The organism is Pseudomonas sp. NCHU5216, assembly GCF_052156495.1.
Taxonomy (GTDB): domain Bacteria; phylum Pseudomonadota; class Gammaproteobacteria; order Pseudomonadales; family Pseudomonadaceae; genus Aquipseudomonas.
The window spans coordinates 1-16,357 of sequence record NZ_JBQLIX010000068.1 but is presented as its reverse complement, the minus strand read 5'-3'; the positions used below and the strand labels follow the sequence as shown (position 1 = coordinate 16,357).

Annotated in this window: 13 protein-coding genes and 1 pseudogene; 9 read left to right on the top strand and 5 right to left on the bottom strand. The window is 64.3% G+C overall.

The annotated features are described in order from the left end of the window. Positions 1-653: 653 nt before the first annotated feature. On the bottom strand, positions 654-1,226 hold the full coding sequence (locus tag ACSVIK_RS25460; protein WP_442446917.1) for a xanthine phosphoribosyltransferase: 573 nt from the start codon (positions 1,224-1,226) through the stop codon (positions 654-656). A gap of 100 nt (positions 1,227-1,326) precedes the next feature. After that, positions 1,327-3,336 carry a DNA helicase Rep gene (rep, locus tag ACSVIK_RS25455; protein ID WP_442446916.1) on the bottom strand — a complete coding sequence of 670 codons (2,010 nt, stop codon included), beginning with the start codon at positions 3,334-3,336 and terminating at the stop codon, positions 1,327-1,329. A 253-nt stretch (positions 3,337-3,589) separates the two neighbouring features. On the opposite strand from rep, the gene ACSVIK_RS25450 reads away from it, so the two are divergent. Continuing rightward, positions 3,590-5,269: a putative bifunctional diguanylate cyclase/phosphodiesterase gene (locus ACSVIK_RS25450; protein ID WP_442446915.1), complete on the top strand. Its 1,680-nt coding sequence runs from the start codon at positions 3,590-3,592 to the stop codon at positions 5,267-5,269. On the opposite strand, the gene ACSVIK_RS25445 is transcribed toward ACSVIK_RS25450, so the two are convergent. Further along, positions 5,237-6,649, bottom strand: coding sequence for a NorM family multidrug efflux MATE transporter (locus ACSVIK_RS25445; RefSeq protein ID WP_442446914.1), 1,413 nt, complete (start codon positions 6,647-6,649; stop codon positions 5,237-5,239). The two genes, ACSVIK_RS25450 and ACSVIK_RS25445, sit on opposite strands and share 33 nt — an antisense overlap. Before the next feature lie 138 nt (positions 6,650-6,787). Here ACSVIK_RS25445 and ACSVIK_RS25440 point away from each other — a divergent pair, with 138 nt between their 5' ends. The 3 genes and pseudogenes from ACSVIK_RS25440 (at position 6,788) to ACSVIK_RS25430 (ending at position 9,848) form a co-directional block, all read left to right on the top strand. Continuing rightward, entirely contained in the window at positions 6,788-7,711 is a 924-nt protein-coding gene (locus tag ACSVIK_RS25440; RefSeq protein WP_442446913.1) for a LysR substrate-binding domain-containing protein, read from the top strand. Positions 7,712-7,871: 160 nt separating this feature from the next. Continuing rightward, positions 7,872-8,993, top strand: a pseudogene (locus ACSVIK_RS25435) (Cache 3/Cache 2 fusion domain-containing protein); the annotation flags it as partial. Next, entirely contained in the window at positions 8,988-9,848 is an 861-nt protein-coding gene (locus ACSVIK_RS25430) for a methyl-accepting chemotaxis protein (protein WP_442446918.1), read from the top strand. The pseudogene ACSVIK_RS25435 and the gene ACSVIK_RS25430, both read left to right, overlap by 6 nt. A gap of 5 nt (positions 9,849-9,853) precedes the next feature. Here the strand turns inward: ACSVIK_RS25430 and ACSVIK_RS25425 are convergent, their stop codons facing one another. Both ACSVIK_RS25425 and ACSVIK_RS25420 read right to left on the bottom strand, forming a co-directional pair. Beyond that, positions 9,854-11,347, bottom strand: a complete 1,494-nt coding sequence (locus tag ACSVIK_RS25425) for a YifB family Mg chelatase-like AAA ATPase (protein ID WP_442446912.1) — start codon at positions 11,345-11,347, stop codon at positions 9,854-9,856. 31 nt (positions 11,348-11,378) lie between these two features. Next, the gene (locus ACSVIK_RS25420) at positions 11,379-11,639 is read right to left on the bottom strand and encodes an accessory factor UbiK family protein (RefSeq protein ID WP_442446911.1); all 261 of its coding nucleotides are present in this window, start codon (positions 11,637-11,639) and stop codon (positions 11,379-11,381) included. Between the two features lie 408 nt (positions 11,640-12,047). Here ACSVIK_RS25420 and glnK point away from each other — a divergent pair, with 408 nt between their 5' ends. The 5 genes from glnK to sutA all read left to right on the top strand — a co-directional run bounded on the left by glnK (position 12,048) and on the right by sutA (position 16,035). Then, complete coding sequence (gene glnK, locus ACSVIK_RS25415; protein WP_003096476.1) at positions 12,048-12,386, top strand: P-II family nitrogen regulator; 339 nt, start codon at positions 12,048-12,050, stop codon at positions 12,384-12,386. Between the two features lie 45 nt (positions 12,387-12,431). Further along, the gene (locus ACSVIK_RS25410; protein ID WP_442446910.1) at positions 12,432-13,748 is read left to right on the top strand and encodes an ammonium transporter; all 1,317 of its coding nucleotides are present in this window, start codon (positions 12,432-12,434) and stop codon (positions 13,746-13,748) included. A gap of 114 nt (positions 13,749-13,862) precedes the next feature. Beyond that, entirely contained in the window at positions 13,863-15,116 is a 1,254-nt protein-coding gene (locus ACSVIK_RS25405; RefSeq protein WP_442446909.1) for an ammonium transporter, read from the top strand. Between the two features lie 92 nt (positions 15,117-15,208). After that, positions 15,209-15,634 carry a secondary thiamine-phosphate synthase enzyme YjbQ gene (locus ACSVIK_RS25400; RefSeq protein WP_268179715.1) on the top strand — a complete coding sequence of 142 codons (426 nt, stop codon included), beginning with the start codon at positions 15,209-15,211 and terminating at the stop codon, positions 15,632-15,634. Between the two features lie 77 nt (positions 15,635-15,711). Beyond that, positions 15,712-16,035 (top strand): transcriptional regulator SutA, encoded by a 324-nt coding sequence (gene sutA, locus ACSVIK_RS25395; RefSeq protein ID WP_442446908.1) that lies wholly within the window; start codon positions 15,712-15,714, stop codon positions 16,033-16,035. Positions 16,036-16,357 lie beyond the last annotated feature (322 nt).

Here is a 16,357-nt window from a genome sequence, read left to right as displayed (position 1 = left end):
CGCTCAACCTCTTCCACGACGATTCCGCTCACCCTCCTGGGCGGGCTCTGCACGCGCCTGAACCTGCGGTAACCCAGGATTAGCGCGGAGTGCTTGTACATGGGTCAGCCTTAGGGCTGACCGGGATGCCGGCTGCAAGCCGGCAAGCTGTTCAAGCGAATGAAACTGCGCGAATGAAACTATTGGTTTAATTCGACGACCTCATCGCTACTAGAACACGCTGGGCAGCCCATGGCATGCCAGTTCGTTCAGGCGCGCAAGTGGCCCCTTCAGGAGGGTGAGTGGAATCGTTGCGTAGAGGGGCGAGCGGCATGGATGCCGCGAGAGGCGTAATGGGCCAGGGACGGCCCATGTACGCCGACCCTCGGAGCGACGATGGAGCGAACGAACCCCGGCGCAGCCGGGGCCGGATGGCGGGGCCTGCCTTTTTGCCTTCTTTTGTGGCGTTTGACAAAAGAAGGTCGCCGGGGGGCGAAACAGGAGCTATCAACTAAACACCGATAAGTAGCTTGAACACCGAAAACAACCGAAACCAACACACAAACTTGCCAGTCCGGTGTCAACCAAGCCTTCTCCCCCAAGGAGGCAAAACAGGCTGGAGCGCCAGCCCGACGGATCGCAGCTTGCGAGATCGTGAACAGGCTCCGAGTGCCTCACTCAATAAAGCGTACCTGGCCGCCTTCCAGCGAGGCCAGGCGGGCCAGCGACTCGACCCGGTAACCCTCGCTTTCCAGCAGAGCGCGGCCCTCCTGGAAGGATTTCTCGATGACGATGCCGATACCGGCGACCTGCGCCCCGGCCTGCTGGATCAGGTCGATCAGCGCCTTGGCGGCGTGGCCGTTGGCGAGGAAGTCGTCGATCACCAGCACCTTGTCGCGCGCGGTGAGGTGGCGGGCGGAGATGGCGATGGTGCTTTCGGTCTGCTTGGTGAAGGAGAACACCTTGGAGATCAGCAGGTCGTCCTTGAGTGTCAGCGACTGGAACTTGCGCGCGAAGATCACCGGAATGCCCAGCTCCAGGCCGGCCATCACCGCCGGGGCGATACCCGAAGCCTCGATGGTGACGATCTTGCTGATGCCCTGATCGGCGAAGCGCTGGGCGAATTCATGGCCGATCTGCTGCATCAGCGCCGGGTCGATCTGGTGGTTGAGAAAGGCGTCGACCTTGAGTACCTGCTCGGACAGGACGATGCCTTCCTCGCGAATTTTCTGTTTCAGCGCTTGCACGCGATGTTCCTCTCGAGATGAACGTAGCCCGGATGCAATCCGGGACGGTTTCCCCGGATGGCATCCGGGCTACGGTGTCGGCGGCTGTCGCTGCGCGACGTTACTTCTTCAACATGGCGCGCATATTGGCTAGCGCGTCGTTGCCACGGGCGGTCTTGACCTCCACCGGGGCTTCTTCCAGACCTTCCCAGCGCAGGTCTTCCTGCGGCAACTCGTCGAGGAAGCGGCTCGGCGAGCAGTCGATCACTTCGCCGTACTGCTTGCGTTTGGCGGCATAGGTCAGCGCCAGGTTGCGCTTGGCGCGGGTGATGCCGACGTAGGCCAGGCGCCGTTCTTCTTCGATGGTGTCAGCCTCGATGCTGGAGCGGTGGGGGAGAATCTCCTCCTCGAAACCGATGATGTACACCGAGGGAAATTCCAGGCCCTTGGAGGCGTGCATGGTCATCATCTGCACGCCTTCGGCGCCTTCTTCCTCTTCCTGCTGGCGCTCGAGCATGTCGCGCAGCACCAGCTTGCCGATGGCGTCCTCGATGGTCATGTCGCCGTCTTCGTCCCTTTCCAGGGTGTTCTTCAGCGCGTCGACGAGGAACCAGACGTTGCCCATGCGCGCCTCGGCCACCTTGTCGCTGGAGGCGTTCTGCCGCAGCCAGTTCTCGTAGTCGATGTCCATGACCATGCTGCGGATGGCGGCGATCGGGTCGTTCTGCGCGCACTCCTGGCGCACCCGATCCATCCACTTGGTGAAGCGCTGCAGGCGTTCGGTGAAGCGCGCATCGAGGTGCTCGCCGAGGCCGATCTCGCCGGCGGCGGCGTACATGCTGATCTTGCGCTCGCTGGCGTAGTTGCCGAGTTTTTCCAGGGTGGCGGAGCCGATCTCACGGCGTGGCACGTTGATCACCCGTAGGAAGGCGTTGTCATCGTCCGGGTTGACCAGCAGGCGGAAGTAGCTCATCAGATCCTTCACCTCCTGGCGGGCGAAGAAGCTGGTGCCGCCGGACAGGCGATAGGGAATCTGGTGGTGCTGCAGTTTCAACTCCATCAGCTTGGCCTGGTAATTGCCCCGGTAGAGGATGGCGAAGTCGCTATACGGGCGCTGGGTACGCAGGTGCTCGGTGAGAATTTCCAGCGCCACGCGCTCGCACTCGGCATCCTCGTTACGGGTGCGGATCACGCGGATTTCGTCGCCGTGGCCCATCTCCGACCACAGCTGCTTCTCGAACACGTGGGGGTTGTTGGCGATCAGCACGTTGGCGCATTTGAGGATGCGGCTGGTGGAGCGGTAGTTCTGCTCCAGCATCACCACCTTCAGCGACGGGTAATCCTCTTTCAGCAGCATCAGATTTTCCGGGCGTGCGCCGCGCCAGGCGTAGATCGACTGGTCGTCGTCGCCGACCACGGTGAACTGGTTGCGCATGCCCACCAGCATCTTCACCAGCAGGTACTGGCTGGCATTGGTGTCCTGGTATTCGTCCACCAGCAGGTAGCGGATGCGGTTCTGCCACTTCTCGAGGATGTCGGCGTGTTCCTGGAACAGTTTCACCGGCAGCAGGATCAGGTCGTTGAAGTCCACCGCGTTGTACGCCTTGAGCGTGCGCTGGTAGTGCAGATAAACGATGGCGGCGGTTTGTTCCTTGGGGTTGCGTGCCTTGGCCAGCGCCTCGTCGGGCAGGATCAGGTCATTCTTCCAGCTGTCGATGAGGTTTTTCACCTCGTCGGCACCGTCATCGCCGGAATACTCCTTCTGCATGATGTCGCTGAGCAATGCCTTGATGTCGCCGTCATCGAAGATCGAGAAGCCGGGCTTGTAACCCAGGCGCGCATATTCCTTGCGGATGATGTTCATGCCCAGATTGTGGAAGGTGGACACCGTCAGGCCGCGCGCTTCGCTGCCTTTGAGCAGGGTGCCGACGCGCTCCTTCATCTCGCGTGCGGCCTTGTTGGTGAAGGTCATGGCGACGATGTGCTGGGCGCGGATGCCGCAGTTCTGCACCAGGTGGGCGATCTTGCGCGTGATCACGCTGGTCTTGCCGGAACCCGCGCCGGCCAGCACCAGAAGGGGGCCGCCGACATAGTTCACGGCCTCTTGCTGCCGGGGATTGAGTCGGGACATGGGATCACTTGCCGGTAAAAGGAAGCCGCGCATTCTAACAGGCCCAGGGGAATCTGCCGTGCCCTTCACCCCCGTGCGTGCCACGCAACAGACTTGTCATGGATTATTTGTTTCATGGCGAGACTTGCCGGTTATTTGGCTATAGCTCAGGATGTGCTCCACCTTTCACACGGATGTCCTTGATTAGACGTCGGTTACGACGCGGCCAGGCGAGCTGGATTCGCCGTCATTCTTGTGTCTTGGGGGAGTTTGCTTGTCCATGCTCATCGAACCCGTACGCCTGGTGCTGTTGGCGCAGACAGCCGACTGGGCCGAACTGTTGCGCGCCCAACTGCGCGCGCTGGGCAGCCCGTCACCCTTGATCACCGCGCCTTCGTGGGATGTGGCTCGGCGCCTCTGCGATGATGTGGGGGACAGCCTGCTACTGGCGACGCCCGAACTATTGCCCGACCCCAGCCTCTGCCCGCTGCCGATGATCCTCCTGCTCGAACAGGAGCCGACACAAGAGCCTGTCGGCGTCAGTGACTGGCTGGTGCGTGGCAGCCTGAATGCTGAAGTGCTCAGGCGCTGCCTGCGTTACGCCCGCGAGCAGGGCACCCTCAAGCAGACCCTGCAACGCCTGACCGAACAGGACCCTCTGACCGGCATCGCCAATCGTCAGGGCCTGCAGACGCTGCTTGTCGCCCATCTGAGCGAGCACGGTGGCCGTGGCTGGGTGCTCGGCCATCTCGACCTTGACAACTTCCGTCACGCCAACGATGCCCTTGGTTATCAGGGGGGCGATCGCCTGATCGTACAGGTGGTGGCGCGTCTCAAGGAGCTGCTGCAGCCTGGTGACCACCTGGCGCGCCTGGGCAGCGACGAGTTCGCCCTGCTGCTGGACATGCGTCGTGACCCGCAGCGGCTCGAAGGTCTGGCCCAGCGCATCACCGAGGCGTTGGCCGAGCCCTACTGGGTCGATGGCGAGAGCCTGCTGATCGGTAGCAGCCTGGGGTTCGCCCATGCGCGGGCCGGTGAGGGCGTCGACCCGCTGTTATGGCGGGCGCACACCGCCATGCAGCAGGCCAAGGGCCAATCTGGCTGCGCCTTCCATATCTACGACGAACGCTTCAGCCGTAGCGCGCGCAACCTGGTCGAACTGGAAAGCGAGCTGCGTCGTGCCTTGCGCCGTGACGAGCTGGAGCTGCACTACCAGCCACGGCTGTGCCTGGAGAGCGGGCGCATCGTCGGGGTGGAGGCGCTGGTGCGCTGGCGCCATGCCGAGCGCGGCCTGTTGCCGCCCAGCGAGTTCGTGCCCCTGGCCGAGGAGACCGGGTTGATCGTGCCGCTCGGCTACTGGGTGATCTCCCGTGCCTTGCGCGACATGCAATGGCTGCGCGGGCGTGGCCTGCCGCCCTTGCACATGGCGGTCAACCTGTCGTTCAGCCAGTTCCAGGACAGCCAGCTTCTGGCCACCCTGAGCCGCCTGATCGAGGTGCGTGGGGTGGACGCGCAATGGCTCGAGTTCGAGCTGACCGAAACCGCGGTGATGCGCCGTAGCGATCATGTACTGGACACCATGTCGGCACTGGGGCGGTTTGGCGTGCGCTTCTCCCTGGACGACTTCGGCACCGGCTTCTCCTCCTTCGTGCATCTCAACAGCCTGCCCATCGCCCTGCTGAAGATCGACAAGAGCTTCGTCGCCGGCATGAGCGAGCGTGCCGAGAACCGGCAACTGGTGCGCGCCATGATCAACCTGGCCCACAGCCTCAACCTGGAAGTGGTCGCCGAAGGGGTGGAGAACACCGAACAATTGCAGCTACTGCGCCAGTTCGGCTGTGGCCAGGTGCAGGGTTATCTGATCAGCAAGCCCGTGCCGCTGGCCGATCTGGCCCGTTTCCTGGTGTTCGGCATGCGCCAGCTACGCCTGCCCGACACTCCCGGCCTGGTGTAGACGGGCACTGCCGAATGGCTCAGGGCTGTCCCGAAACAGGCGCGCGCACTTGTACTCGAAGCCCAGCAGCAGGCCGCTGGCGGTGACCGCCAGGCCGGCAGCCAGCCCCCACCAGACGCCCTGCGCGCCCCAGCCCAGCGCGAAGGCCAGCAGCCAGGCCAGCGGCGCGCCGACGCCCCAGTAACCGGCCAGGCCGATCAGCAAGGTGGTGCGGCCATCGTTCAGCCCGCGTATCGCCCCCATGGCGATGCTCTGCAGGCCATCAAACAGCTCGAACCAGGCGGCAATCGCCAGCAGCGTCACGGCCAGGCCGATGATCTCGGCGAAGGCCGGGTCATGGCGGTCGAGAAACAGGCCGATGATCCATTCCGGCAGCAGCCAGAAGGCCAGGGCGAACAGCAGCATCAGCGTCGCACCCAGGCCCATGCCCAGCCGCCCGCTCAGGCGTGACAGGCCCGGACGCCCCGCACCGTGATGCAGGCCAACGCGGTAGGTCACGGCATAGGACAGCCCCTGCGGCACGATGAAGGCCAGCGCCACCGTCTGCATGGCGATCTGGTGCGCGGCCAGTTGCACGCTGCCCAGTGCGCCCATGCACAGCGTGGCGAAGGTGAACAGGCCCTGCTCGGCCGCATAGGTGCCGCCGATGGGCAGCCCCAGGCGCAGCAGCGCCTGCAGCTCGCTGCGTTGCGGCCGGGCCAGAGCCGCGCGCAATGCGTAGTGCCGGTACAGGGGCGCACGCAGGATGTGCAGTGCCAACGCCAGGGCCATGCCACTGCTGACCAGTGCGGTGGTCATGCCAATGCCGCGCAGGCCCAGGCTGGGCAAGCCGAACCAACCCTGGATCAGCGCGTAGTTGATGACGAAGTTGGCCAGCGTGCCGGCGATGCTGATGGTCATGACCGGGCCGGGATGGCCAATGGCGCTGGTGAAACCACGCAAGGCCAGGAAGCACAGGTAGCCGGGCAAGGCCAGCGACAGCGGATGCAGGAACGCCATGGCCTGCTCGGCAGCGCCGGCATCCTGGCCCAGATGCGGCAGCAGAGGGCCTAGGCCGTTGAGGCACAGTGCGCTGCCGATGGCCAGCGCCAGGGCCAGCCACAGACCGTTCTGCAGCAGGCGCGTGATGCCCGCGTTATCGCCCGCGCCATGACGGATGGCCACCAGGCTGCCGACGGCGGCGATCACCCCGCTGCAGAAGATCGAGAAGATGAAGTAGCAAGTGGCGCCCAGCGCGCCGCCGGCCAGTTGCTGTGGGCCGAGCATCGCCATCATCAGCGTGTCGGTGAAGATCATCAGCGCGTGCGCCAGTTGCGCGGAAATCAGCGGGCCGGCCAGGCGTAGCAGCGCTCGCGCTTCGTGCCCAAGGTGGTTTTTCATGATGAGTCAAACTTCGGCAATATAGACAGCTCCAGGCTCATGATTGAGCTGGGAGATCGCCATTCTCGGGTCTCGAGTCGACCTCCACAAAAGGAAAATAACCATGCCAGGCATGATAAAAACTCATGGTATAGCTTCATGAGTCGTCGCTTGCCCGCGCTCTATGCCCTGCGCGCCTTCGAGGCCGCCGCACGACATGCCTCCTTTACTCGCGCGGCCGAGGAGCTGGCCATCACCCAGAGCGCGGTGAGCCGGCACATCCGTACCCTCGAGGAGCACTTCGCCTGCCGCCTGTTCGAGCGACATGGGCGCAACCTGCTGCTCACCGAGCCGGCCAAGGCCTTGCTGCCCGGCCTGCGCGAGGGCTTCGACGCGCTGGAGCGCGCCTGCGCCAGTCTGCGCCTGGACGATGCCGTGCTGCGCCTGAAGGCGCCCTCGACCCTCACAGTACGCTGGCTGCTGGCGCGGCTGTCGCAGTTCCGTCAGGCCCACCCGGAAGACGAGGTGCAACTGACCAGTGCCTGGATGGACGTGGACAAGGTGGATTTCCGCCGCGAGCCCTTCGACTGCGCCGTGCTGCTCTCCGATGGCCAATTCCCCGACGAATGGGAGAGTGCGCTGCTGTTCGAGGAATGGCTGATCCCGGTGTGCGCGGCACAGGAAACCCAGGTCGGTGTCTGGTCGCTCGAGCGGCTACAGGCCGCCGAACAGTTGCACCCCACCCCGGATCGGCGTGACTGGCGGCGCTGGCTGCAGGTCACCGGGCTGAGCGCCGAGGTGCCGCTCAAGACCGGGCAGGTCTTCGACATGCTCGAACTGGGCATCATGGCGGCGGGGCGCGGCTACGGGGTATCCATCGGCGACCTGCTGATGATCGCCGAGGACGTCGAGGCCGGGCGCCTTGGTCTGCCCTGGCGCACGGCCGTGAGCAGTGGCGAGGGCTACTACCTGGTCTGGCCGCGTGCTCATCGGGCGCGTACGCGTTTGCAGCGGTTATGCCGTTTCCTGCAAGCGCAGGTCGCCGCCATGCGCCTGCCCGAGGTGCAGCGGGCGGCCTCCTGAGTGGCTGCGGAATATGAAATCAGATAACTGGTTCTAGATGATGGCAATTGGCGATTGACCTACTGAAATCGTGGGGTAAGCTGCGCGGCTCCTACTAAAGTAGTAGAGATACGATCTCTTCTTCCCCTTCCTCTGACCTGCTGTAAGCATCGAGGCCCTCATGCAAACTCCACGGTCCCGCATCGCCCTGCAACTCGCCGCCACCCTGGCGCTGGTGCTGGTCATACTGATTGGTGTCAGTACCCTGTTCGCCCTGCGTTCGCTCGACGAAGGCAACCTGGTGACTCGCGAGAGACACCTGGGCAGTGAGGCCGCCCTGCTGGCCGATCAACTCGAAACCTTCCACGGCAGCCTGCGCGATAGCACCCAGCGCCTCGCCGGGCTGTTCGAGCAGCGCTTCAGCAGCGGGCTGCAACTGCGCGCCGACGAGCGGGTCAGCGTCGGTAGCCTGCAAGCACCGGCGCTTTACCTGAAGGGCGTGCGGCTGAACAACGAGTTCACCGAGGTGGACGACTTCACCCGCATGACCGCCGGGGTGGCCACGGTATTCGTGCGTGACGGCAGCGAGTTCGTCCGCATCACCACTTCGCTGACCAAACAGGATGGCACCCGGGCTCTGGGCACCACTCTCGACCACCAGCACCCGGCCTATGAGCGCCTGTTGGCCGGCCAGGGTTACGTGGGGCGGGCCGCGCTGTTCGGACGCAATTACATGACCCAGTACACCCCCGTGCGCGATGGCAGCGGGCAGGTGATCGCCGTGCTCTTCGTCGGTTTCGACTACACCGATGCGCAGCAACTGCAGTTCAGCAAGCTGGCCGAGTTCCGCATCGGTAGCAGTGGCTCTCTGGCGCTGCTCGACGAACAGGGCCAGTGGCTGGTCAAGCCGGCCGGCAGCAACGCCCTGGAGCCTCTGCCTGCCGCTCTCGGAGAGCTGATCGAGCATCCGGGCGAAGGCGGCTTCTGGAGCGATGGCGCGCAGGAGTTCTACAGCGTGGCCCGGCCTTTTGCCGGTGGCCCCTGGACGGTGCTGGCGAGCATGCCGCGCGAGGAGATCCAGGCGGTGACCTGGAAGGTCGGCACGCGGCTGGCCATCGGTAGCGCCATCACCCTGTTGCTGGCGGTGACGGCGGTGGTCTGGCTGCTGCGGCGCAAGCTGCGGCCACTGGGCGACCTGGTGCAACAGGCTCATGCGCTGGGGGCGGGCGATCTGAGCGCGCGCCTGGCGCTATCCAGCGATGACGAGATCGGCTTGCTGGCGCACAGCTTCAACCAGATGGGTGAAGCGCTTTCCACCATGGTGGCGCGCATTCGCCATGCCGCGCAGGACGTCAGTGCTCGTGCGCAAACGTTGTCGTCCCTGTCCAGCGAGGCCTACACGGGTATCGATCAGCAATCCGGCGAGATCAGCAGCATGGCCGGCGCGGTCGAGGAATTCAGTGCCACCTCGCAGAATATCGCCGACAACATGCGCGACACCGAGCGCCTGGCCAGCGAAAACGCCCAGCAGACCCGCAGCGGTCGTGCCTCCATGGATCAGGCCTCCGAAGCGCTGGTGCAGATTGCCGAAGCCCTGAATGAAACCTCGCGGGTGATCGATGCACTGGGCCAGCGCTCCCAGGAGATCGGCGGCATCGTCAGCGTGATCACCGCGATTGCCGACCAGACCAACCTGCTGGCACTCAATGCCGCCATCGAAGCCGCACGAGCCGGCGAACAGGGCCGTGGTTTCGCCGTGGTCGCCGACGAGGTGCGCAACCTGGCTGGGCGCACCCGTGAGGCGACCAACGAGATTTCCGCGATGATCGGCAGCATCCAGAGCGAGACCAACAGCGCCATCGCCACCATGGAGCAGGGCCGGCAACTGATGCAGGACGGCCTCGAGCGCAACTCCACGGTGGCTGCCGCACTGGCGCAGATCACCGAGCGCAGCAGCGCCGCTGGCGAACAGTTTGCCGTGATCACCACGGCCACCCAGGAGCAGAGCCGCACTGCCACCGTGCTCAGCGGTAACCTGCAGAACATCGCCCACGCCAATGGCGAACAGCGCGAAGTGGTGGCCAATCTGGCGCAGACCGCCAGCGCCTTGGATCAGGTGGCGGCGCAGCTACGGCAGGAAGTCGAGCGCTTCCACTGATTCCGTCAGCTCTGGCTGGGCCGGTACTGCAACGCCTCGGCCAGATGCTGGCGGGCAATGGATTCGGCGCCTTCCAGGTCGGCCAGGGTGCGCGCCACCTTGAGCACACGATGGGCGGCGCGTAGCGACAGCCCCAGGCGTTCGCAGGCGTTTTCCAGCCACTGGCGGTCGATGTCCGGCAGATGGCAGTGCTGGCGCAGGCCGGGCAGGTCGAGAAAGGCATTGGCCACGCCCTGGCGCTGCAACTGGCGCTGGCGCGCAGCGGCCACCTTGGCGGCGGCCTGTGCGGTGGTTTCGCCCTCCTCGCTGCTGACCTGCAGTGCCGTGCTTTCGCGGGCCACGGTCAGATGCAGGTCGATGCGATCGAGCAGCGGCCCGGACAGCTTGGCGCGGTAGCGCTGGATCTGGTCCGGGGTGCAGCGGCAGCGGTTGCTGGGGTCGCCCAGATAGCCGCAAGGGCAGGGGTTCATCGCCGCGACGAGCTGGAAGCGTGCGGGAAACCTGACCCGGTCACGGGCGCGGGCAATGACGATATGGCCGCTTTCCAGTGGTTCGCGCAGCACCTCCAGCACCTTGCGGTCGAACTCCGGTAGCTCGTCGAGAAACAGAATGCCCTGGTGCGCCAGGGTGATCTCGCCGGGTTGCGGGCGACTGCCGCCACCGACCAGCGCCGGCCCCGAAGCACTATGATGGGGCGTGCGGAACGGGCGCTGCGGCCAGTGCTGCAGGGGCGCATGGCTGGCCACCGAATGAATTGCCGCCACCTGCAATGCTTCGTCTTCTTCCAATGGCGGTAGCAGGCCCGGCAGGCGGCTGGCCAGCAAGGTCTTGCCGGTGCCCGGCGGGCCACTGAGCAGGAGGTTGTGCGAACCGGCCGCGGCCACCAGCAGGGCGCGCTTGGCGGCCAACTGGCCTTGCACTTCGGCCAGATCGGGGTAGGGCCGGCTCTGCCTGAGCAGGCCCTTGGCCTGATACGGCGCTAGCGGTTGGCTGCCGTTGAGGTGGCCGGCCACCTGCAGCAGATGGTCGACGGCGATCACCTGCAGCCCCGAAGCCAGGCTGGCTTCCTCGGCATTGGCCTGGGGCACCAGCAGGGTGCGCCCGGCCGCGCGAGCCGCCAGAGCGGCGGGCAGCACGCCCTGCACCGGGCGGATGGCGCCGGAAAGCGCCAGCTCACCCAGACATTCGTATTCATCCAGCGTGTCAGCGGGGATCTGGCTGCTGGCGGCGAGTATGCCCAGGGCGATGGCCAGGTCGAAACGGCCACCGTCCTTGGGCAGGTCGGCCGGCGCCAGATTGAGGGTAATGCGGCGGTTGGGGAAGTCGAAAGCGGCGTTGAGGATGGCGCTGCGCACCCGATCCTTGCTTTCCTTCACCGCCGTTTCCGGCAGGCCCACCAGAGTCAGGGCCGGCAGGCCGTTGGCCAGATGGGCTTCGATGGTGACGGCCGGTGCTTCGACACCGACCTGGGCACGGCTGTGGACGATGGCCAGGGACATGATCGCTCCTTGATCAGCATGCCCCGCCGTATCAGTCGGCGGGTGGGTTCAGCTTGGCTTCCAGCTCGACGACCTTGGCTTCCAGCGCCTCCAGGCGGGCGCGGGTACGGGCCAGGACGACCATCTGGCTGTCGAATTCCTCACGGCTGACCAGATCCAGCTTGGCGAAGCCGCTTTGCAGCAGGGCCTTGAACTGGGCTTCCAACTCGGCGCGTGGCAGCGGGCTTTCGCCGCTGAACAGGCGTGAGGCGTGGCTACTGAGGGTGTCGAGCAGGGCTTTGGGCGGCAGCATGGTTGTGTTCCAGATCCAGTTGCGCGGCAGTGTAGCACGCATGCTTTTTCTGGCTTGCCGTGATGCTTTGCACGATTTTCGGGCGATGGGGCGGTCTTGCCTGCCTTATTTTGGTGCGGTCGCTATGGGGATGCCCCTGGCCAGTATCCCGTCCTCTGGGCTAACTGCCTGAAAAAAAGGGCCTTTCAGCGAGCTGGCAAGCTTTCTGCTTAACCCCTCATGACGCATGCACCGATGCAGTTCCGGGGCGTCAGGCGAAGCGCAGGAGTGCCTCGTCGGAAGCGGTTGGTGGGTATCGGCCAGGCCAGGTTGGGCGGTCGGTGCATTACAAAAGCCGGACACTGCGCTTAGACTTGCGACGGGCCGAAAATTCCTGGGGCAAGTCCACCTTACACGGGAGAGAGTTTCATGAAGCTAGTCACTGCCATCATCAAGCCGTTCAAGCTGGACGACGTGCGCGAGTCCTTGTCGGAAATCGGCGTGCAGGGCATCACCGTTACCGAAGTCAAAGGCTTTGGCCGTCAGAAGGGCCATACCGAGCTGTACCGCGGTGCCGAATACGTCGTCGATTTCCTGCCCAAGGTGAAGATCGACGTGGCTATCGCCGACGATCAGCTCGATCGCGTGATCGAGGCCATCACCAAGGCGGCCAACACCGGCAAGATCGGTGACGGCAAGATCTTCGTGGTCAATCTGGAGCAGGCGATTCGTATCCGTACCGGCGAAACCGATACCGACGCGATCTAAGCCCAGCCGTCGGCCCACCCCCAGAATCGTCCCAGGAGTTAAATCATGACTCTGCGAAAAATCGCAGGGCTTGGAGCCCTTTTGTCCCTGTTTTCCCCGGGCCTGGCCATGGCCGCGGAAACGACGCTGAATTCCGGTGACACGGCTTGGATGCTCACCGCCACTGCGTTGGTTCTGTTCATGACCATCCCGGGCCTGGCCCTGTTCTACGCCGGCATGGTGCGCTCGAAGAACGTGCTGTCGGTGATGATGCAATGCTTTGCCATCACCGGTCTGATCAGCATTCTCTGGGTGGTCTACGGCTACAGCCTGGCTTTCGATACCACAGGCATGGAGAAGGGCGTCACCAACCTCCATTCCTTCATCGGCGGCCTGGACAAGGCATTCCTCAGCGGCCTGACCGTCGACAGCCTGGTCAGCGCCTTCCCGGAAAGCGTGTTCATCACCTTCCAGATGACCTTCGCCATCATCACCCCGGCGCTGATCGTCGGTGCCTTCGCCGAGCGCATGAAGTTCTCCGCGATGCTGGTGTTCATGGGCGTCTGGTTCACCCTGGTGTATGCCCCGATCTGCCACATGGTCTGGTCCGGTGACGGCGCCTTCCTGTGGGACGAAGGCGTGCTGGACTTCGCCGGTGGCACCGTAGTGCACATCAACGCCGGTATTGCCGGCCTGGTGGCCTGCTTGGTGCTGGGCAAGCGCAAGGGCTTCCCGACCACGCCGATGGCACCGCACAACCTGGGTTACACCCTGGTCGGCGCAGCGATGCTGTGGGTTGGCTGGTTCGGCTTCAACGCCGGCTCTGCGGTGGCCGCCAACGGCACCGCCGGCATGGCCATGCTGGTGACTCAGATCGCCACCGCCGCTGCAGCGCTGGGCTGGATGTTCGCCGAGTGGCTGACCCACGGTAAGCCGAGTGCTCTGGGCATCGCTTCCGGCGTGGTGGCCGGTCTGGTCGCCATCACCCCGGCAGCCGGCACCGCAGGCCCCATGGGTGCCCTGGCCATCGGCCTGGCTGCAGGCGTGATCTGCTTCCTCTGCGCCACCAGCCTCAAGCGCAAGCTGGGCTACGACGACTCGCTGGACGCCTTCGGCGTGCACGGCGTCGGCGGTATCGTCGGCGCCATCCTCACCGGCGTGTTCGCTGCGCCTGCGCTGGGTGGCTTCGGCACCGTCGAAGACATCGGCGCCCAGGTCTGGACCCAGTTCGTCGGCGTGCTGGTCACCGTGGTCTACACCGCCATCGTCACCTTCGTCATCCTCAAGGTGATCGATGTGGTGATGGGGCTGCGCGTCAGCGAAGAGGACGAGAACGTCGGCCTCGACCTGGCCCAGCACAACGAGCGTGGTTACATCCTGTAAGAACCAGGTGGCCTGACGGAGTCCGACAGGCCTACACATGGAGCGCGCCCGGCGCCAACCCGGGCGTCTTCTACCGAAGAGCGCACCAATAAGCGCACCGGCAAGAGGTGAACAATGGACAACACAGCATTGACTGCATTGCAGTATGGCTTCGATACCTTCTACTTTCTGATCTGTGGCGCACTGGTGATGTGGATGGCGGCTGGCTTCGCCATGCTCGAATCCGGCCTGGTACGCGCCAAGAACACCACCGAGATCCTGACCAAGAACATCGCCCTCTATGCGGTGGCCAGCGTCATGTATCTGGTGATCGGCTACCACATCATGTACTCCAGCCCGGAAGGCGGCATCTTCCCCAGCCTGGGCTTTTTGATCGGTGACGAGAACAGCGTCGAAGCCGTTCTGGCCGGTGGCGATGACGCCCCCTACTACTCGGCGCGTTCGGACTTCTTCTTCCAGGTGGTGTTCGCCGCGACCTGCATGTCGATCGTCTCCGGTGCCGTCGCCGAACGCATGAAGCTGTGGGCCTTCCTGGCTTTCGCGGTGGTCATGACCGGCTTCATCTACCCGGTGCAGGGCTTCTGGAAATGGGGTTCGGGCTTCCTCAACGAAGCCGGCTTCCTCGACTTCGCCGGCTCCGGCGTGGTGCACATGGCGGGCGCCGCCGCCGCTCTGGCTGGCGTGCTGCTGCTGGGTGCGCGTAAAGGCAAGTACGGCGCCAATGGCCAGGTCAACGCCATTCCAGGCTGCAACCTGCCGCTGGCGACCCTGGGTGCCTTCATCCTGTGGATGGGCTGGTTCGGCTTCAACGGTGGCTCGCAGTTGAAGATGAGCACCATCGAAGACGCCAACGCCGTGGCTCAGGTGTTCACCAACACCAACATGGCCGCCGCCGGTGGTCTGATCGCTGCGCTGATCGTCGCCCGCATCCTGTTCGGCAAGGCCGACCTGACCATGGCGCTGAACGGCGCGCTGGCCGGTCTGGTGGCCATCACCGCCGAACCGCTGACCCCGAGCGCCCTGCAGGCCACCCTGATCGGTGGTGTCGGTGGCGTGCTGGTGGTGTTCTCCATCCTCGCTCTGGACAAGCTCAAGCTCGACGATCCGGTCGGTGCCATCTCCGTGCACGGCGTGGTCGGCATCTGGGGCCTGCTGGCGGTCTGCCTGACCAACGGCGATGCCTCCCTGGGCGCGCAACTGCTGGGCATCGGCTGCATCTTCGCCTGGGTATTCGTCGCCAGCCTAATCGTCTGGAGCATCATCAAGGCGGTGATGGGCCTGCGCGTCAGCGAAGAAGAGGAATACGAGGGTGTGGACATCGCCGAATGCGGCATGGAAGCCTACCCGGAGTTCACCGGCAAGAAATAAGTGTCGGTGGAAAATACAAGGGCGCCTTTCGGCGCCCTTTGTTTTTTCTGGCAGCACGCTAGAATGCGCGCGCCAAAGCCTGGGAGCGTGCCATGTGGATGCAGCGCGTGATCGAACTGTCGCCGCGCAGTCGCGGCTTTCATCTGGTCAGCGAAGAGATCGTCAGAGGATTGCCTGAACTGACGCAGATACGCATGGGTCTGTTGCACCTGTGGCTGCAGCACACCTCGGCGTCCTTGACGGTCAACGAGAATGCCGACCCTGCTGTGCGTCGCGATTTCGAGCGGTTCTTCAACCGCCTGGTGCCGCAAGGGGAGGCGGGTTACGAACACGATTACGAAGGCCCGGACGATCTGCCGGCGCACTTCAAGGGCAGTCTGCTGGGGTTTCAGTTGCTCCTGCCGATACAGGATGGACGCCTGGCGTTAGGCACCTGGCAAGGCATCTATCTCGGCGAGCACCGTGATCATGGCGGGGCTCGGCGAGTGATGGCGACGCTGCAGGGCGAGGCTATTTGAATTTTTTCCGGTCGTGCGGTGCAGGCTGCACGACTGGTCTATAACTAACCTGCTTTTCGCAAGTCATGAGGTTGAACATGAGCGACGAAGACCTGGAACAAGATGATCTGGAAGCCTCCGACGAGGACGACGGTGAGGAGCTGGCGGCAGCCGATGACAGTGACGCCGGTGATGATGACGGCGAGGGTGAAGCCGTAGCGCCTGGCAAGAAGAGCAAGGCCAAGGCCGTCGAGGTCGATGAGATGCCCAGCATCGAGGCCAAGCAGAAGGAGCGCGATGCCCTGGCCAGGGCCATGGAAGAGTTCCTCGCCCGTGGCGGCAAGGTGCAGGAGGTGGAGCCCAACGTGGTCGCCGACCCACCCAAGAAGCCCGACAGCAAATACGGCAGCCGCCCCATCTGAGGACGGCTCGCTATAAGAAACCCGCCTGCATGGCGGGTTTTTTATGTGTGTTCGTGGAGTATCGGCTTGATACCGGACTGGCAAGTTTGTGTGTTGTTTTTGGGCGTCTGTTCCGAATTGCCGCGTTTTTGCTGATGTCTTTGGTTTCGCCCTCCCGGGCGAGTCACTTTTGGGGCAAAAGTAACCAAAACCCTCCGCCCGATCATCCGAGCTAGGCGCCCCCGCCCGGCTGCGCCAGGGTTCGTTCACTCCATCGCCGCTCCAGAGGCCCGCCGCGGTGGGCCATCCATGGCCCATCGCGGCTCTCGCGACATCCATGTCG